This is a genomic window from Streptomyces sp. NPDC048696 (assembly GCF_043198895.1).
Taxonomy (GTDB): domain Bacteria; phylum Actinomycetota; class Actinomycetes; order Streptomycetales; family Streptomycetaceae; genus Streptomyces.
This window is the reverse complement of sequence record NZ_JBICVJ010000006.1, coordinates 221,238-238,925: the sequence shown is the minus strand read 5'-3', so window position 1 is coordinate 238,925 and position 17,688 is coordinate 221,238. Positions and strand designations below refer to the sequence as shown.

Here is a 17,688-nt window from a genome sequence, read left to right as displayed (position 1 = left end):
GACCGGCCCGCGCGGCGAATGTGACCGGACGATGACCGTTCCTCTGCGGTCCTCGTCACATACGAAATCCCGAGATTTCCGGCGTTCTTCGCAACCTAGAGTCGAGCTGTCGACTCTCTCCTACGGAGAAGCATTGCTACGGGAGGTTTTCCAGTTGAGCCGCATACGCCGTCACACCCCGCTCGGCCGCTCGGTCCGTCTCGCCGCGATCGCCGGCACCGCGGTGCTGGCCGCCGCCCTGACCGCCTGCTCGGGCGGCTCGGGCGGCTCCGGCGACGGCAAGGGGGGCGCCGACATGGCCGGTGCCAAGAAGGCCGAGATCTCGGTGAATCTGACGGGGCAGCAGGCGAAGGCGGGGCAGCCGGTGACGGTGACCCTGGCCGCCGGGAAGCTCCAGCAGGTCACGGTCACCGACGCCAAGGGCGGCAAGCTGACCGGGAAGGTGTCCGCCGACGCGAAGACGTGGACGTCGGACCGCAAGGCCGCGCCCGGCACCTCGTACACGGTCGAGGCGAAGGACGACAAGGGCTCCACCGCCAAGGCCGCCTTCGCGACCGCCGCGCCCGACAAGGTCAACAAGCTGACCCTGGTGCCCGGCAAGGACTCGACGGTGGGCGTCGGCCAGCCGCTGTCGATCGTCTTCGACCACCCGGTGAAGAACAAGGCCGAGGTGGAGAAGCAGCTCAAGGTGACCACCTCGAACAACACCGAGGGCTCCTGGGGCTGGATGGAGGACTACTCGGGCAAGACGCGGGTCGACTGGCGGCCCAAGGAGTACTGGAAGAGCGGTACGAAGGTCACGCTCAACGCCGACCTCAACGGCATCGACTCCGGCGGCGGCTGGTTCGTCCGCGACTACGCGACCACCATGACCATCGGCCGGAACCAGGTCGTCAAGGTCGACATAGACAACCACCGCCTCAAGCTCTACCGCGACGACAAGCTGGTGAAGGACACCCCGGTGTCCGCCGGCACGCCCGGCGGCGAGAAGGGCTCCTGGCGCGGCAAGGCCGTCCTGATGGCGAAGGAGGGCACGATCAACATGAACTCCGAGACGGTCGGGCTCGGCAAGGCGTACGACAAGATGGTCGACTACTCGATGCGGCTCACCTGGTCCGGGATGTACGCGCACGCCGCGCCCTGGAACGCCGCCTACTTCGGCAACACCAACCACAGCTCGGGCTGCATCGGCATGAGCGACGCCAACGCCAAGGAGCTGTACGGCACGGTGCAGATCGGCGACCCGTTCGAGATCACCGGCGACGAGGCCAAGGGCACCCAGGCGCTCAACAACGGCTACGGCGAGTGGAATCTGAGCTGGGCGGACTGGCAGAAGAAGAGCGCCCTGACCGGCACCGCGGGCACCTCCGACACCACCAGCGGCTGACAGCACGTCGAATAGGCACCACCACCAAGGAGAGCGGCACCCTCGTCGCGTCTCGCTGCGACGTGGGCCCGCTCGGCCTCGGCAAGCCGGTCGGCAACGCCCCTTGCGCCACCACGGCCGGACGTCCGTCCGGCCGTGGTGGCGGACACCGTCGACCCGCTGTACATCGAGCACAACCCGACCGGCGCGCAGCTGACCTTCTCCTCGCCCGCGTCAGACCCGTCGTATCTGACGGTCCCTCTCCGCGAGGAGTGATCACCGGCTGCTGCCGGGTGGGCCTTGCCCCCTTGCCACTGCTCCCCCAGGGCCTTGTCAAGGCCCTGGGCGGGGTCCCCCCGGCAGTAGCGTTCCTGGTTCGGCCGGGGCGACTTCCACGGCCTCCGTCTTGGGATTGCGCTTCTGTCTCCTGGCCATCCAGGTGGCGAACCAGGAGAGCAGCATGCACATCCCGATGTAGATCGGCGAGATCACCATCACCACGGGGATGAACGGCAAATCGTAGTCGAGATTCGATGCGATGAGCTTCCCGGCGTGCAGGAACTCCTCATAGGTGATCAGATAGCCCAGCGAGGTGTCCTTCAGCGCGACCACCAGCTGGCTGATGATCGTCGGCAGCATCGCCCGGATCCCCTGGGGGACCAGCACGTACGTCATGACCTGCGTCTTGCGCATCCCGAGTGAGAATGCCGCCTCCTTCTGGCCGCGTTCCACGGAGTTGACGCCTGAGCGGAACACCTCGGCGAGCACCGAGCCGTTGTAGAGGGTCAGTCCGGCGACCAGCGCCGGCAACGGCTGCACCTTCAGCGCCACGAAGATGAAGAAGATCATGACCAGTACGGGCATGGCGCGGAAGAACTCCACCAGCAGCGTGGCGAGCCAGCGCACCGGCCGGTGGTCGGAGAGCCGCCCGGTCGCGAGCACCGCGCCCAGCGCCAGCGAGAGCACCGCCGCGACGGCGAAGGCCCGCAGCGTGTTGCCGAGCCCGCGCAGCAGCAGCCGCTGGATGCCCTTGTACTCGAACGGGGCCCACTTGCCGGCGGTGAACTGGTTGGTGTCGAACAGGAGATAGACGATCCAGCCGACCAGGGCGAGGATCAGGACCGTCGAGGCGAGCCCGTAGAGCAGGTGCCGCTGACGGGTCCTGGGGCCCGGGATGTCGTAGAGGGCGGTGGCCTGCGTGGACAGCTGTGCGGTCATCGGGCGACTCCCCAGTACTTCTCCATGAGGTTGAAGATCGCGCTGATGGTGAGGGTGATGATCAGGTATCCGACGGCGATCCAGAGGAACGTCCAGATGATGTTGTAGCCGAGCTCGCTGAGCGTCTTGTAGGTGCCGAGCAGCTCGGTGACGCTGAACGCGCCCGCGATCGCCGAGTTCTTGGCGAGCGCGATGAGCGTGGAGCCGATCGGCGGGATCACCGACCGGAACGCCTGCGGCAGCACCACCGTCTGGAGCGTCTGGCCGAACGTCATCCCGAGGCTCCGGGCCGCCTCGCCCTGCCCGGTGGGCACGGTGTTGATGCCGGAGCGCAGCGCCTCGCAGATGAACGCCGAGGTGTAGCAGCCGAGCGCGATCACCGCGAACACCTTGAAGGGCAGCACGAGTCCGAAGCGCGGCAGCCCGAGCAGCACCGCGAAGAACAGCAGCGTCAGCGGGGTGTTGCGCAGCACGTTCACCCAGACCGTGCCGAGCGCCCGGAACGAGCCGACCGGCGAGACCCGGAAGGAGGCCATCAGAAAGCCGAGCACCAGCGCGACGGCCGAGGCGTAGACCGTCAGTTCGACGGTGCCGAGGAAGCCCTTGCCGTACAGCGAGAAGTTCTTGGTCAGTACGTCCATGCGGGGCCTCAGCTCGCCGGGTAGCGGTCGATGGGCGGGGCGGGCGCGGCCTTGCGCCCCGACAGGCCGAGGGTCGCGTCGTACGCCTTCTGCCAGTCGCCGTTCTTCTCGTGGGTCGCGATGGCGTCGTCGAGCGCGAACCGCAACGCGTTGTCGCCGCGCGGCACACCGACGCCGTACGGCTCCTTGGAGAAGGGCTTGCCGACCACCTTCAGCTCGTCGGGCACCTTGGCGGCATAGCCGCTGAGGATGGTGTCGTCGGTGGTGACGGCGGCGACCTGGAAGGTGAGCAGGTTGTCCACACAGACGGAGTACGTGTCGTACGCGACGAGTTCGGCCTTCGGGTAGTCCTTCTGGATGCGCTGGTACGGGGTGGAGCCCGCGGCCGAGCAGACGCGCTTGCCGTTCAGGTCCTGCGGCCCGTTGATGTTCTTCTCGTCGGCGCGCACGAGGAGACCCTGTCCGGCCAGGTAGTACGGCCCGGCGAAGCCCACCAGCTTCTTGCGCTTGTCGTTGATGGTGTAGGTGCCGACGTAGTAGTCGACCTGGCCGTTCTGCAGGGCGGTCTCACGGTTGGCCGAGGCGATGGTCTTGAAGTCGATGGTCTTCGGGTCGAAGCCGAGCGAGGCGGACATCGTCTTGGCGATCTCGATGTCGAAGCCCGAATAGACCCCGGTGGCCGGGTCCTTCTCGCCCATGTACGGCTGGTCCTCCTTGGCCCCGACGACCAGATGGCCACGGCTCTTCGCCCGCCGCCAGACCTGGGAGTCCGGCAGTGTGAACCCCGTCATGACCTGGTAGTGGGGCAGTTGCCCGGCTTTTGGGCCCTTCACCGGCGGGCTGCCCGACTTGCCGCACCCGGCGGCGGCCAGGACCAGCGCCAGCGCGGCGAGCGCGCGTCGCGTACGCGTCATCGTTGCGTCCACTCCCCGTTCAGTGCTTGAGGATCTTGGAGAGGAAGTCCTTGGCCCGTTCGCTGTGCGGGTTGGTGAAGAAGTCGTCGGGGGTGCGGTCCTCGATGATCCGGCCGTCGGCCATGAACACGACGCGGTTGGCGGCGGAGCGGGCGAAGCCCATCTCATGGGTGACGACGACCATGGTCATGCCGTCCCGGGCGAGCTGCTGCATGACTTCGAGGACTTCGTTGATCATCTCGGGGTCGAGCGCCGAGGTGGGCTCGTCGAAGAGCATGACCTTGGGGCTCATGGCGAGCGCGCGGGCGATGGCGACGCGCTGCTGCTGGCCGCCGGAGAGCTGGGCGGGGAGCTTGTCGGCCTGGGAGGCGAGCCCCACCCGCTCCAGGAGTTCGCGCGAGCGTGCGTCGGCGTCCTCCTTCTTGCGGCCGCGGACCTTGATCTGGGCGAGCGAGACGTTGGCGAGGACGGTCCGGTGGGCGAAGAGGTTGAAGGACTGGAAGACCATGCCGACCTCGGCGCGCAGCCCCGCGAGCCCCTTGCCCTCCTCCGGCAGCGGCTGCCCGTCGATGGAGATCGAGCCCGACTCGATCGTCTCCAGTCGGTTCATCGTCCGGCAGAGCGTGGATTTGCCCGAGCCGGACGGGCCGATGACCACCACCACCTCCCCGCGTCCGACGGTGAGGTTGATGTCCTGGAGGACGTGCAACTTCCCGTAGTACTTGTTGACGTCACGCAGCTCGATCAACGGATCGACGGCCATACGCTGTCCTGCCCACTCATCGCTGTGTCGAGGTCAGCGCAAACTATCCAGCCTGGAAAGGGACTTCACCTCGACACGCACGAACAGGACATAAACCGTATTTTGGGTTACGCGTTCGTGGGGTTATGGGTCAGGCCTCGGCCGCCTCCGCGTACACCTGGGAGAGCTCGGGCGTGCCGCCCGCCGCCCACTCGACCCCGGCGCCGACCACGTCGACCTCGCGCCCCGAGGCGAGCCGCACCACCGGCTGCCCGCCGGGCCACACCTGCCAGGAGGCGCCCTCGACGGTGCGCACCAGCACGGTGCCGAGATAGAGCCCCGCGTCGTTGCCCAGCCAGGGCAGCTCCTCGGGGTCGTCGCGCCAGCGCGGCGGCAGCTGGTCGAGCGCCGCCAACGAGGCCGGGCTGTCGTCGAGTTCCAGGCCGGCCTGCTGCGCCCTGACCCGCAGCAGCTCGCACTCCGCGAGCAGCTCGCCCACGCCCTCCGGATCGGTCTGCACCGCCTCGGCGAGCGCCGCCGTCCGCTGCGAGCCGTGCCGCTTGCGCCAGTTGTCCAGGATGTTCATGGCGCCAGCGTCCCACCGGCACACCGGCGCGCACCACTGGGCACGCGGAGTTGACGCCGGGTGCGCTTGTCCGATCCGCGGACCGGCTCTCAGAGCTCCAGGTCGACGACCACCGGGGCGTGGTCCGATGCGCCCTTGCCCTTGCGCTCCTCGCGGTCCACATAGCTGTCCTTGACCGCCCCGGCGAACGGCGCGTTGCCGTACACCAGGTCGATGCGCATGCCCTTGTTCTTCGGGAACGACAGCTGGCGGTAGTCCCAGTACGTGTACGGCCGGTCGTACTTGAGCGGGCGCGGCACCACGTCGGACAGGCCCGCCTCGCGCAGCGCCGCCAGCGCCGCCCGCTCGGCCGGGGTGACATGGGTCTGGCCCTCGAAGAACGCCACGTCGAAGACGTCCTCGTCGGTCGGGGCCACGTTGAAGTCACCGAGCACCGCGAACGGCCGCTCCCCCGCCGCGTCCTGGGCGACGGCCGCCTTCAGTGCCTCGAACCAGGCCAGCTTGTACGCGTAGTGGCCGTGGCCGACCTCCCGGCCGTTCGGCACGTACACCGACCACAGGCGCACCCCGCCGCAGGTCGCCGAGATGGCGCGGGGCTCCAGGGTGTCCTCGAAGCCGGGGTCGCCGGGCAGGCCGGTGACGACGTCGTCGAGGCCGACGCGGGAGACCAGGGCCACCCCGTTCCACCGCCCCGTCGCGCTGACCGCCGACTCGTAGCCCAGCTCGCGGAGCTCGGCGGCGGGGAAGCCCTCGGCGGTCGTCTTGGTCTCCTGGATGCACAGCACATCCGTGCCGGTGTTCTCCAGCCAGGCCAGGAGACGGGGCAGCCGGGCGGTGATCGAGTTGACGTTCCAGGTCGCGATGCGCATGTCCGACAGCCTAACGGCGGGGTGTGACACTCACAGATCCGTCGAGTCCCCCGAGGTCAGCCGCTCGTGCCGGGCGCCGCCGAGCTGACCGATCTGGCGGTCGTAGACGGGGCGGGCGAGGTCGGTCAGGAGCGCGTCGTGGATGTCGATGGCGCGGCGCGGCTTGACCTCCCGTACGTAGTCGATGACCTCGGAGATCTTGTTCCAGGGCGCCTGTACGGGCAGCATCAGCGTGTCCACCGGGTGGTCCGGGACCGTGAGCGCGTCGCCGGGGTGGAAGAGCGAACCGTCCACCAGATAACCGACGTTGGTGACCCGGGGGATGTCCGGGTGGATCACCGCGTGCAGCTCCCCGTGGACCTGGACGTCGAACCCGGCCGCGGTGAACGTGTCGCCGTGGCCGACGGTGTGGACACGGCCGGGGAAGGCCGCCGAGATCTTCTCCGCGACACTGCGCAGGGTCCAGATCTCGGCGCCCGGGTTGCTCTCCAGGCCCGCCCGCAGCCGCTCCTCGTCGAAGTGGTCCGGGTGCTCATGGGTGACCAGCAGGACGTCGGCGCCGAGCGCGGCGTCCGCCTCGGTGAAGTTGCCGGGATCGATGACCAGCGTCCTGCCGTCCTTCTCCAGGCGCACGCACGAGTGGCTCTTCTTCGTCAGCTTCAGGCTCATGACCCCATCCTGCTACGCCTGCGGGGTGGTCTCCTCGCGAATCACGGCGGCGGCCACCTTGAAGGCCGCGCCGGCGGCCGGGAAACCGCAGTACACAGCCGTCTGGAGCAGGACCTCGCGGATCTCGTCGGGGGTGAGCCCGGCCCGCAGGGCGGCGCGGGTGTGCCCGGCGAGCTCGTCCAGGTGCCCGCCACTGACCAGGGCGGCGAGCGCGACGACGGCCCGGGTGCGCCGGTCGAGGCCGTCGCGGGCCCACACCTCGCCCCAGGCGTACCGGGTGGCGAGCTCCTGGAAGTCGCCGGTGAAGCCGTCCGCGTCCGCCGTCTCCTCGTCCACGCGCGCGTCGCCGAGGACTTCACGCCGCAGCTTCATGCCCGCGTCGTACGGGTCGGGCCGCCCGGCCGCCACGGGCACGGGCGCCTCGGCGGGAGCGGGCGCCACGGGCGGTACGGGGATGTGCAGGGTCCCGGGCGACTGCGCGAGCCGGGGCGCGGCGGGGACGGAGGGCACGGCGGACACGACGGGCACGGCGGGCACGGCAGCGGTGGCGACGGGCGGCGCGGGCGGCATCGCGACGGCCGCGGGCGCCTCCTGCCAGGCGGTCTGGAAGTGGTGCACGAGCAGGTCCGTGACGGCGGCGGGCTGCTCGACCGGCGCCAGATGGGCCGCGCCCGGCACCACCGCGAGCCGGGCGTCCGGCACCCCGGCGACCAGCGTGCGGGCGTCGCCCGGACCGGTCACCCGGTCCTCGGCGCCGACGAGCACCAGCGTGGGCACCCCGATCCGGCCGAGGTCGGCGCGGATGTCGAAGGCGGCCAGCGCCTCGCAGGCGGCGATGTAGCAGCCGGCGTCGGTGGTGCGGACCATCTGGACGGCCCAGTCCACGATCGCGGGCTGCGCCGCCGCGTACACCGGGGTGAACCAGCGCTCGGGCGCGCTGCGGGCCATGGGGTCCATACCGTTGCTGCGCACGACCACCCCGCGCTGGCGGAACTCGTCGGCGGTGCCGAACCGGGGCGAGGCGGCGATCAGGGCGAGCGAGGCGAGGCGCTGCGGGTGGCGCAGGGCCAGCTCGGCGCCGACGGCCGCGCCGATCGCACTGCCCGCGTAGCCGAACCGCCCCACGCCCAGCTCGTCCAGGGTGGCGATCAGCCGCTCACCGAGCTCGGCGACCGTGGCCGCCGGGTGCGCGGGGGCGCCGCCGTGGCCGGGCAGATCGAAACGGACGATCCGCCAGTGCGCGGCGAGCTCGGGTATCTGGCGGTCCCACATGTGCCAGGTGGTGCCGAGCGAGGGGCCGAGCACCAGCACGGGGGCGTCGTCGGGGCCGTCGATCCGGTACTGCAGGGTCGGGCGCTTCGTCGTCTCGGGCGTCTCAGTCACTTCGCTCACTCGCTCCAGGGTAGTGAGCGAAGTGCCGCGCTCCGGGCAGGGGGTGCCCCTGCCCGGCTACGGCGTCGCCGTGGAGACGACGAAGACGACCGGGTTGTCCGGGTCGCTCTCGTTCACCGTGATGTCCTGGGTGGGCAGCGGGTCCTTCTGGGTGTGCGTGGTGCCCGCCCAGTCGTGGCCCGGCGCGAACGTCCAGCCGACCGCCTTGGCGTCGGCGGCGCTGATCGCCACCGAGCCGGGCCGCAGCGCCGCCGTACTGGTGCCGGAGTCCTTCAGGAACTCGGCCAGACCCGCGGCCGTGGTCTTGAACTGCACGTACAGCTTGCTGACCGCCCAGCTGTTGGTCTCGTAGTACTTGACGGCGGTGGCGGCCGACGGGACCGGTACGTCGTAGATGCGGCGCTGGGTCTTGGACGGCCAGTCGTTCTGCAGGCCGCTCGCCGACACCTCGGCCTCCTTGTCGCGGCCGCTGTCGCGGCTCTGACCGGCCGAGATCGCCAGGTATCCGGCCGGGACGCCGATGAGCAGCACGATGATGACCGCGGTGAGCCAGCGGCGGCGGATCATATGGCGGCGGTCCTCCGCCGGGCCGCTCTCGTCCGGGGACGGCGACTGGCGCGGCACGGCGGGCCGCTCCGCCGGGGCCATCACGCGGACCTCTGGGTGTTGTTGCGCGTCGGGCCCGACTTGCGTACGGCCTCGGCGACCTGGGCGTACCGCTCGTAGCGCTCCACCCGGCGGCGGTTGGCGCGGCGGAAGCGGCGGGCGACCAGGCGGGCCAGGTCGGCGGCGCCGACCATACCCGCCTCGGGGCCCAGCTGCGCCTTGGCGATGCGGGCCTCGGGCCGGTAGCCGCGGCCGGTGAGCTGGCGCTTGAAGGCGTCCCGGGCGGGGCCGATGAGCAGGTCGTCGGCCGCGCTGACGCCGCCGCCGACGACGAAGCAGGACGGGTCGAGGGCGGCCGCGAGGTTGGCGATGCCGACGCCGAGCCACTGGCCGATGTCCTGGAGCAGCTCGACGCACATGGCGTCGCCCTCCCGGGCGAGCTCGGTGATCAGCGGCCCGGTGATGTCGGGGATGTTGCCCTTGACCCGCTCCAGGATGTTGTACGCGACCGGGGAGTCGGCCACGGCGAGCTCGCGGGCCTCGCGGACCAGCGCGTTGCCGGAGCTGTACTGCTCCCAGCAGCCGCGGTTGCCGCACGGGCAGCGGTGGCCGCCGGGCACGACCTGCATATGGCCGAACTCACCGGCCACGCCGTACTTGCCGCGCTTGACCCGGCCGTCCTCCAGGATCGCGCCGCCGATGCCGGTGCCGAGCGTGATCATGACGAGGTGGTCCTCGCCCCGGCCCGCGCCGAACCGCCACTCGGCCCAGGCGGCCGTGTTGGCGTCGTTGTCGACCATGACGGGGACGGCGAGCCGGGCCTGGAGGGCGTCGCGCAGCGGCTCGTTGCGCCAGGCGAGGTGCGGGGCGAACAGGATGGTGGAGCGGTCCGCGTCGACCCAGCCCGCCGCGCCGATGCCCACGGCGTGCACGTCGTGGCGGTCGGAGAGGTCCAGGACCAGCTCGGTGATGGTGTCCTCGACGACCTTGGGGCTCTTGGACTTGTCCGGCGTCTCGGTGCGGATCTTCTCCAGGATGGTGCCGTCGGCGTCGACGACGCCCGCCATCACCTTCGTACCGCCGATGTCGATGCCCACGGTGGGCACGCGCGGGGCGGTCAGGTGCGAGCGGCGCTCGCGGGTGCCGACGGTGCGCAGGACGGTGGCCCGGGCGGAGCCCCGGTAGGAGGTGTTCATCGGGCCGCACCCCTTCGCGTCGGGAGAGGGGTGTCCTGGAGTGCTCGCACGACTGGTGTCGTCCCTGGAGGTCTCGGGGGGCCGGGGTGACCGGCGGCGGACGGCGCCCGCCGTGCCCGATTCTGCCACCCCGGCCGGGACCCGACCTCGTGTGCCTCCGTGGCCCCCGCCGTCACTCCGACGCGTCGGTGGGGTGCCCGCCCAGGTGGGTGGGCTCGGGGGCGCGCTGGAGCTCGTGGCTGAGCTCCTCCAGTTCGCTGCCGCCCGCCATCTGGCGGGTGAGCTCGTCCAGGGTGATCTGCGAGCGCAGATGGCTGCCGGTCATGGCGCCCCGCTTGAGCAGGACGAAGCGGTCGCCGACGAGGTAGGCGTGGTGCGGGTTGTGGGTGATGAGGACCACGCCGAGGCCCGCGTCGCGGGCGGCCGCCACGTACTTGAGCACCACGCCGGACTGCTTGACGCCGAGCGCGGCCGTCGGCTCGTCGAGCACCAGGACCTTGGCGCCGAAGTAGACCGCGCGGGCGATCGCCACGCACTGGCGCTCGCCGCCGGACAGCGTGCCGATGGGCTGGTCCACGTCGCGCAGGTCGATGCCCATGCGCAGCAGCTCCGAGCGGGTGGTCGCGCGCATCAGCTCGACGTCGAGGCGCTTGAAGGGCCCGGCGCCCTTGGTCGGCTCGGAGCCGAGGAAGAAGTTGCGCCACACCGGCATCAGCGGGACGACCGCGAGGTCCTGGTAGACGGTGGCGATGCCCCGGTCGAGCGCGTCGCGCGGGTTGCTGAGCGAGACGTCCTTGCCCTCGATGCGGAAGGCGCCGGCGTCGTGCCGGTGCAGCCCCGCGATGATCTTGATGAGGGTGGACTTGCCGGCGCCGTTGTCGCCGAGCACGCAGCTGATCTCGCCCGCGTGGACTTCCAGGGAGACCCCTTCGAGGGCCCGGATGTTGCCGTAGTACTTGCTGACGTCGTCCAGCTCGACCAGAGCCGTCCGCTCCTTAGCCGCCTGTGCGGTCATGCCGTCGCCTCCGCCCGCTTGCGTACCCATGCGTTGAGCAGGGTGGCCAGCAGGAGCATCGCTCCCAGGAAGAACTTGAACCAGTCCGGGTTCCACTCCGCGTACACGATCCCCTTGCTCGTCATGCCGAAGATGAAGGCACCGACCGCCGAGCCGATCGCGGAGCCGTAGCCGCCGGTGATCAGACAGCCGCCGATGACGGCCGCGATGATGTAGATCAGCTCGTTGCCGACGCCCTCGCCGGACTGGACCACGTCGAACGAGAACAGCAGGTGCTGACCGGAGACCCAGGCGGCGAAGGCGACGCCCATGTACAGGCCGATCTTGGTCTTGTAGACCGGGACGCCGACCGCGCGGGCCGCGTCCGCCTCGCCGCCGACCGCGAAGATCCAGTTGCCGAAGCGGGTCCGGAGCAGGATCCAGGTGGCGACCGCGACCAGGCCGAACCACCACAGGATGGTGACCTTGAGGTTGACCGATCCGACGGTCAGCTGGGAGGCGAACACCTTCTTCGCCGAGGAGAAGCCCTCCATGTCGGCGATGGACTTGGTGGAGACCGTGCCGCTGATCAGCTTGGTGAAGCCGAGGTTGAGGCCGGTCAGCATCAGGAAGGTGCCGAGCGTGATGATGAAGCTGGGCAGTTTCGTCCGGGTGAGCATGAAGCCGTTGAAGGCGCCCATGGCCAGCGTCGCCAGCAGCGAGACCCCGACGCCCACCCAGACGTTCGCCGTCATCTGGTAGCTGAACATCGACGAGACCAGCGCGGACGTCGTCACCAGGACACCGGCCGACAGGTCGAACTCGCCGCCGATCATCAGCAGCGCCACCGGCACCGCCATGATGCCGATGGTCGACGCCGCGTACAGGACGGTCGAGAGGCTGGAGGCCCGCAGGAAGCTGTCGGCGACGATCGAGAAGAAGACGAAGACGGCGATCGCGCCGACGACCGAGCCGAGCTCCGGGCGGCCCATGACCTTGCGCAGGACGGACCGGTGGATCAGACGCTCGTCGCCCGCCGGCGCGGGCGCGGGTGCAGTGGCGGTCATCGGGTCCCCCGCTTCGTGTATTCCTCCAGCTGGGCGGCCGCGTCCTTGGTGATGATCTGAGGTCCGGTCAGCACCGGCAGTCCGCCGCCGAGCATGTCGGCGTTGTACTTGTAGAGCCAGAGCAGGTCCACGGCCTCGTACCCCTGGAGGTAGGGCTGCTGGTCGACCGCGAAGCCGAGGGTGCCGTCCTTGAGCTCGGCTGCGACCTTGGCGTTCAGGTCGAAGGTGTCGACCTCGGCGGAGCTGCCCGCGGAGTTCTTCGCCTTGACGGCGGTGTCCGCGAAGGGCGCGCCGAGGGTGACGACGGCGTCGATGGACTTGTCGGCCTGGAGCTTGGCCTCGATGGACGACTGGACGTCGGGCATGTTGGTGCCGGTGACGTAGAGGTTCTGCAGCTCGCCCTGGAAGCTCTTCTTGGTGCCCGCGCAGCGCTGCTCATGGCCGACGTTGCCCTGCTCGTGCAGGACGCACAGCGCCTTCTTCCGGCCGCGCTTGTTGAGCTCCTCGCCGACGGCCTCGCCCGCGACGGTCTCGTCCTGCCCGATGTGGGTGAGGGCGCCGAACTCCTTGGACTTCTCGGAGCCGGAGTTCACCGTGATCACCGGGATGCCGGCCTTCTCGGCCTTGGCGACGACGTCCTTCATCGCGTCCGGCTTGGCGAGCGTGACGATGATCCCGTCGACCTTCTGGTCGATGGCCGTCTGCACGAACTGCGCCTGCTGCTGGCCCTGGTCGCTGTGCGAGTACAGGAAGTCGATGTTGTCCTTGACGGCGGCCTGCTTGGCGCCGTTCTGGACGATGTCCCAGAAGGTGTCGCCGTCGCCCGAGTGGGTGATCATCGCGATCTTCCAGCGCGGGGTGTTCACCGCCGCCTTGCCCTGGGCGGAGGCGGCCTTGCGCGCGTCCTCGGCGCGCTTGCCCCCGGTGCTGCTGCATCCCACCAGGGAAACTCCGAGCACCGCCGCCAGCACCGCGCCCACCGCGCGTACCCCTGTCCGAACCCTTGCCACGACGCCGTGCTCCTCTTGCTGTACTGCCAGGTGCCGCCGGGGCTGACACAGACCTGCCCCGGCCGCCCAAGTATGGGTCACGTGAGGTCGGCGGGCGATCATCGGGTACCGCGTGCGGTGTACTTCTCCAGCGTCGGCACGTCCTTCTCGGTGATGATCGCGGGCCCGGTGAGGACCGGCCTGCCACCGCCGACGACATTGCCGTTGGTCTTGTCCAGCCATAGTTCGTCCACCGCCAGATACCCCTGGAGATACGGCTGCTGGTCGACCGCGAAGCCGATCTCCTTGGCCTTGAACTGCTTGATCACGGCGGCGTTGAGGTCGAAGGTGTCGACCTCCGCGGCGCTGCCCGCGTCGCCCTTCGCCTTGACGGCGGCGGCCGCCATCGGCGCGCCGAGGGTGACCACCGAGTCGGTGTCCTTGGCCGCCTGGAGTTTCGCCTCGATGGAGGACGTGGCGGCGGGCGTGTTGGTCCCGTCGACGTTCAGGTTCTCGACCGTGCCCTTGAAGGTCCGCTTCACCCCGGCGCAGCGCTCCTCCAGCGACACGTTGCCCTGTTCGTGGATGACACAGACGGTCTTCTTCCTGCCGCGCGCGTTCAGCTGCTCGCCGACCGCCTCACCGGCCACGCCCTCGTCCTGGCCGATGTGGCCGATCGCGCCGAGCTCCTTGGAGTACTGGGCGCCGGAGTTGATGGTGACGACGGGGATGCCCGCCGCGACCGCCTTCTTCACCACGTCCCGTAGTGCCTCGGGCTTGGCCAGGGTGACGACGATCCCGTCGACTCTCTGGTCGATCGCCGCCTGGACCAGCTGCGACTGCTGCTGGCCCTCCTTGTTCGCCGAGTAGAGGAAGTCGACGTTGTCCTTGGCGGCCGCCTGTTTCGCGCCGCTCTGGACGATGTCCCAGAACGTGTCGCCCTCGCCCGAGTGGGTGACCATCGCGATCTTCAGCCGTGGCGTGGAGACGCCCTTGCCGCCGGACGCGGCGCCCTTGGCCTTGTCCTCCGAGCTCTTGCCGCCCGAGCTGCTGCATCCGGTGACCGTGAGCGCGAGCGCCGCGACGACCGCCGCCGCCGTGACCGCCGTGCGGGGTGTGCGCATGGGTTCCGCCTTCCGCCAGGGCCGCCCGGGTGCGGCACGTGAGTTCTAGCGGCGGGCGCGCGGCCCCGTCAATACTTTGTCCGAACATTCTTACGCGGCGTTCGAGAGCGAACCACCCCCGCGATCATGGCGTACGGGCAGATCACGGCCGGACGAGCAGCTGGAACTCGAAGGCGTACCGCGAGGCGCGGTAGATGTGCGAGCCGAACTCGACGGCCCGGCCGGTGTCGTCGAACGTGGTGCGCTCCATGGTCAGCAGCGGCGCGCCCACCGCCTCGGCCAGCAGCTCCGCCTCGGCGGCCGTCGCGGCCCGCGCCCCGACCGACTGCCGGGCGCTGTGCAGGGTGATCCCCGCGCCGCGCATCAGCCGGTACAGGCCCGTGGCCTCCAGCCGCGCGGTGTCCAGGGCGAGCAGGCCGACGGGCAGGACGTTGCGCAGCCGGGCCATCGGCTCGCCGTGCGCGTACCGCAGCCGCTCCACCACATGGACCTCGGCGCCCTCGGGCACCCCGAGGGCCGCCGCCACCTCGGCGCTCGCCGGCTCGACGGCGTTGCGCAGCACCGTGGTGGCGGGTTTCTGCCCGGCCGCCTCCAGGTCGTCGTAGAGGCTGCTCAGCTCAAGCGGTCGCTTGACCTGGCTGTGCACGACCTGCGTGCCGACGCCCCGGCGGCGCACCAGGAGGCCCTTGTCGACCAGGGCCTGGATGGCCTGGCGGACGGTGGGGCGGGACAGGCCGAGCCGGTTCGCCAGGTCGATCTCGTTGCCGAGGAGGCTGCCGGGCGTGAGGGTGCCCCGCTCGATGGCCGCTTCCAGCTGCTGCGAGAGCTGGAAGTAGAGCGGGACCGGACTGGTGCGGTCCACGCTGAGCTGGAGCGGAGCGACGGTCTCCGGCACGGTTCTGGGCTGCTTGGACACGGGGCGAGCGTAGTGCGCGGAGCATGTTGACGGGAAGTCCGGAAGTTAGATTGTCAGGACAAACTCTTGACAGGACGTCCCGGTGCCGCCACCTTTTGGCCATGCGCATCGGACTCATCGGAACGGGACGTATCGGCGCCTTCCACGCGGAGGCCCTCACCCGCCATCCCTCGGTCACCGAGCTGGTGGTGGCCGACGCCGACCCGGGGCGCGCGGCGGAGGCCGCCGCCCGGACCGGCGCCACGGCCGCCTCGGTCGACCGGCTCTTCGCGGACCGCCCGGACGCGGTGGTGATCGCCTCGGCGACCGCCGCGCACGCCGAGCTCATCGCCCGGGCGGCCCGGGCCGGTATCCCCGCCTTCTGCGAGAAGCCCATCGCCCTTGACCTGGCCGGGACGCTGGCGGCGCTGGCCGAGGTCGAGGCGGCCGGAACGGTCCTGCAGATCGGCTTCATGCGGCGCTTCGACGCCGGGTACACCGCCGCCCGTGAGCTCGTACGCGCCGGACTGCTCGGCCGGCTGCACACCGTACGGGCCATGACCTCCGACCCGGCGCCGCCGCCCGCCGCGTATCTGCCGCTCTCCGGCGGCCTCTACCGGGACTGCCTGGTCCATGACTTCGACATCCTGCGCTGGGTCACCGGCCGCGAGGTGGTCGAGGTGTACGCGACCGGTTCGGACGCGGGGCCCGCGATGTTCCGCGAGGCCGGGGACGTGGACACGGCCGCCGCCGTCCTCACCCTCGACGACGGCGCCCTGGCCACGGCGACGGCGACCCGGTGCAACGGCGCCGGGTACGACGTACGGATGGAACTGGCCGGAGAACTCGGCCAGTTCGCCGTCGGGCTCGGCGAGCGCACCCCGATCGTGTCGGCCGAGCCCGATGTGCCCGCGCCCGCCGGCAAGCCCTGGACCGGCTTCCTGGAGCGGTTCGCACCCGCCTACCGGGCCGAGCTCGACGCCTTCGTCCAGGTCGTACGGGGCGAGCGGGACAACCCCTGCGACGGGCGGGAGGCGCTGTACGCGCTGCGCGTCGCCGAGGCGTGCGAGCGCTCGCGGCGCGAGCGCCGCCCGGTCGCGGTCGCGGAGTTCACCACCTGACGGGCAGGCTCTCCGGCCCCCGCACCAGCATCCCCGAGCGCCAGGTGACCGCGGCCGGGTGGATGTCGAGCGCCAGGTCGGGGCAGCGCTCAAGGAGCGAGCGGATCGCGATGCGCGCTTCGAGCCGCGCCAGCGGCGCGCCCAGGCAGTAGTGGATGCCGTGGCCGAACGCCACATGGCCGCGCGCGTCGCGCCGGATGTCGAAGCGGGACGGCTCGGGGTAGCGGGCCGGGTCGCGGTTGGCGTCGGCCATGGCGACGAGCACCAGCTGCCCGCCGCCGGGCACCACCGTGCCGCCGATGTCGACCGGTTCGGTGGTGAAGCGGTACGTCGGGGTCTCGACCGGGCCGTCGTAGCGCAGCATCTCCTCGATGGCGCCCTCGATGAGCCCGTCGAAGTCGGCGCGCAGCGCGGCCAGCTGCTCGGGGTTGCTCAGCAGGGCGAGCACGCCGTTGGAGATCAGGTTGACGGTCGTCTCGTGGCCCGCGACGAGCAGCAGCCAGGCCATGCCGAGCAGTTCGGGGCCCGACAGCCGGTCGCCGTCCTCGTCCGCCGTGTGGATGAGCGCGCTCATCAGATCCCCGCCGGGGTTCTCGCGCTTGTCCGCGAGCAGCGCGGTCAGATACTCCGACATGGACTTGGCCGCCGCCAGCCGGTCCGCCAGCGCGGTCGCCGATATGGAGGCGTTGGACCACTCACGGAAGCTGCCCTGGTCCAGGCTCGGCACCCCGAGCAGATCGCCTATGACGGTGATCGGCAGCGGGAAGGACAGCGCCTGGACCAGATCCGCGCGGCCGGGCCGCTTCAGCATGGTGTCGAGCAGCGCGTCGGTCGTCTCCTGGACCCGCGGGGCCATCTGCTCCACCCGGCGCGGGGTGAACTCCCGGGTGACCAGCTTGCGCAGCCGGGTGTGGGCCGGGGCGTCGGAGCTGAGCATGGTGGTGCCGGAGGCGACCTGCTGCACACCGAGGTCGGGCGAGGCGTTGCGCCACTCCTTGGACAGGCGCGGGTCGGCGAGCGCGGCGCGGCCCGCCTCGTAGCCGACGACGAGCCAGGCGTCCGCGCCCTCCGGCATCCGGACGCGGTGCACCGGTCCGCGCTCGCGCAGCTCCGCGTAGACCGGGTACGGGTCACGGGTGAAGTCCTCGCCCAGTGCGGTGAGATCGACAATGGCATCGCTGGTCAACGCGGGTCCCTTCAGGACGTGGTGCACACCGCCCGGCGGGCACACCGTGATGGGTCGGCACACCCTAACTCTGCGGTAGCTTCGGGGGCTTCTACCCTGGTCGCAGCGAGGGG

At 70.6% G+C, this 17,688-nt stretch carries 18 protein-coding genes and 1 pseudogene; 3 read left to right on the top strand and 16 right to left on the bottom strand.

Features of this window, described 5'->3' with window-relative positions; translation table 11 throughout:
* The first annotated feature begins 154 nt into the window (after window positions 1-154).
* On the top strand, window positions 155-1,387 hold the full coding sequence (locus ACGFRG_RS15065; RefSeq protein WP_361419717.1) for an Ig-like domain-containing protein: 1,233 nt from the start codon (window positions 155-157) through the stop codon (window positions 1,385-1,387).
* A 17-nt stretch (window positions 1,388-1,404) separates the two neighbouring features.
* A pseudogene (locus tag ACGFRG_RS15060) lies at window positions 1,405-1,642 on the top strand (acyl esterase); the annotation flags it as partial.
* Window positions 1,643-1,699: 57 nt separating this feature from the next.
* Here ACGFRG_RS15060 and ACGFRG_RS15055 read toward each other — a convergent pair.
* The 15 genes from ACGFRG_RS15055 to ACGFRG_RS14985 form a co-directional block, all read right to left on the bottom strand.
* Window positions 1,700-2,584, bottom strand: coding sequence for an amino acid ABC transporter permease (locus ACGFRG_RS15055; protein WP_361419720.1), 885 nt, complete (start codon window positions 2,582-2,584; stop codon window positions 1,700-1,702).
* Window positions 2,581-3,225 carry an amino acid ABC transporter permease gene (locus tag ACGFRG_RS15050; protein WP_393264026.1) on the bottom strand — a complete coding sequence of 215 codons (645 nt, stop codon included), beginning with the start codon at window positions 3,223-3,225 and terminating at the stop codon, window positions 2,581-2,583. The genes ACGFRG_RS15055 and ACGFRG_RS15050 overlap by 4 nt, the downstream gene beginning before the upstream one ends.
* An 8-nt stretch (window positions 3,226-3,233) precedes the next feature.
* On the bottom strand, window positions 3,234-4,139 hold the full coding sequence (locus ACGFRG_RS15045; protein ID WP_393264025.1) for a glutamate ABC transporter substrate-binding protein: 906 nt from the start codon (window positions 4,137-4,139) through the stop codon (window positions 3,234-3,236).
* A 19-nt stretch (window positions 4,140-4,158) separates the two neighbouring features.
* Window positions 4,159-4,902 carry an amino acid ABC transporter ATP-binding protein gene (locus ACGFRG_RS15040; protein WP_361419729.1) on the bottom strand — a complete coding sequence of 248 codons (744 nt, stop codon included), beginning with the start codon at window positions 4,900-4,902 and terminating at the stop codon, window positions 4,159-4,161.
* 130 nt (window positions 4,903-5,032) lie between these two features.
* The gene (locus ACGFRG_RS15035) at window positions 5,033-5,467 is read right to left on the bottom strand and encodes a DUF6278 family protein (RefSeq protein WP_361419732.1); all 435 of its coding nucleotides are present in this window, start codon (window positions 5,465-5,467) and stop codon (window positions 5,033-5,035) included.
* Between the two features lie 89 nt (window positions 5,468-5,556).
* Window positions 5,557-6,336 carry an exodeoxyribonuclease III gene (locus ACGFRG_RS15030; protein ID WP_393264022.1) on the bottom strand — a complete coding sequence of 260 codons (780 nt, stop codon included), beginning with the start codon at window positions 6,334-6,336 and terminating at the stop codon, window positions 5,557-5,559.
* Window positions 6,337-6,366: 30 nt separating this feature from the next.
* Complete coding sequence (locus ACGFRG_RS15025; RefSeq protein ID WP_361420086.1) at window positions 6,367-6,999, bottom strand: MBL fold metallo-hydrolase; 633 nt, start codon at window positions 6,997-6,999, stop codon at window positions 6,367-6,369.
* Between the two features lie 18 nt (window positions 7,000-7,017).
* A complete protein-coding gene (locus ACGFRG_RS15020; RefSeq protein WP_393264417.1) occupies window positions 7,018-8,388 on the bottom strand; it encodes an alpha/beta fold hydrolase in 1,371 nt (456 codons plus the stop codon).
* Between the two features lie 66 nt (window positions 8,389-8,454).
* A complete protein-coding gene (locus ACGFRG_RS15015) occupies window positions 8,455-9,045 on the bottom strand; it encodes a hypothetical protein (RefSeq protein WP_361419741.1) in 591 nt (196 codons plus the stop codon).
* The gene (locus ACGFRG_RS15010) at window positions 9,045-10,199 is read right to left on the bottom strand and encodes an ROK family glucokinase (protein ID WP_393264020.1); all 1,155 of its coding nucleotides are present in this window, start codon (window positions 10,197-10,199) and stop codon (window positions 9,045-9,047) included. Before ACGFRG_RS15010 ends, ACGFRG_RS15015 begins: the two co-directional genes overlap by 1 nt.
* Window positions 10,200-10,371: 172 nt before the next feature.
* The gene (locus ACGFRG_RS15005) at window positions 10,372-11,244 is read right to left on the bottom strand and encodes an ATP-binding cassette domain-containing protein (protein WP_393264018.1); all 873 of its coding nucleotides are present in this window, start codon (window positions 11,242-11,244) and stop codon (window positions 10,372-10,374) included.
* Window positions 11,211-12,260 carry an ABC transporter permease gene (locus tag ACGFRG_RS15000; protein ID WP_361419750.1) on the bottom strand — a complete coding sequence of 350 codons (1,050 nt, stop codon included), beginning with the start codon at window positions 12,258-12,260 and terminating at the stop codon, window positions 11,211-11,213. The genes ACGFRG_RS15005 and ACGFRG_RS15000 overlap by 34 nt, the downstream gene beginning before the upstream one ends.
* Complete coding sequence (locus tag ACGFRG_RS14995; protein ID WP_361419753.1) at window positions 12,257-13,270, bottom strand: sugar ABC transporter substrate-binding protein; 1,014 nt, start codon at window positions 13,268-13,270, stop codon at window positions 12,257-12,259. The genes ACGFRG_RS15000 and ACGFRG_RS14995 overlap by 4 nt, the downstream gene beginning before the upstream one ends.
* A gap of 98 nt (window positions 13,271-13,368) precedes the next feature.
* Entirely contained in the window at window positions 13,369-14,373 is a 1,005-nt protein-coding gene (locus ACGFRG_RS14990) for a sugar ABC transporter substrate-binding protein (protein ID WP_393264015.1), read from the bottom strand.
* Window positions 14,374-14,515: 142 nt separating this feature from the next.
* On the bottom strand, window positions 14,516-15,235 hold the full coding sequence (locus ACGFRG_RS14985; protein ID WP_361420089.1) for a GntR family transcriptional regulator: 720 nt from the start codon (window positions 15,233-15,235) through the stop codon (window positions 14,516-14,518).
* Window positions 15,236-15,390: 155 nt separating this feature from the next.
* Here ACGFRG_RS14985 and ACGFRG_RS14980 point away from each other — a divergent pair, with 155 nt between their 5' ends.
* Window positions 15,391-16,389 carry a Gfo/Idh/MocA family oxidoreductase gene (locus ACGFRG_RS14980; protein ID WP_393264013.1) on the top strand — a complete coding sequence of 333 codons (999 nt, stop codon included), beginning with the start codon at window positions 15,391-15,393 and terminating at the stop codon, window positions 16,387-16,389.
* Here the strand turns inward: ACGFRG_RS14980 and ACGFRG_RS14975 are convergent.
* Window positions 16,379-17,575, bottom strand: a complete 1,197-nt coding sequence (locus ACGFRG_RS14975) for a cytochrome P450 (protein WP_361419762.1) — start codon at window positions 17,573-17,575, stop codon at window positions 16,379-16,381. The two genes, ACGFRG_RS14980 and ACGFRG_RS14975, sit on opposite strands and share 11 nt — an antisense overlap.
* Between the last annotated feature and the right edge of the window lie 113 nt (window positions 17,576-17,688).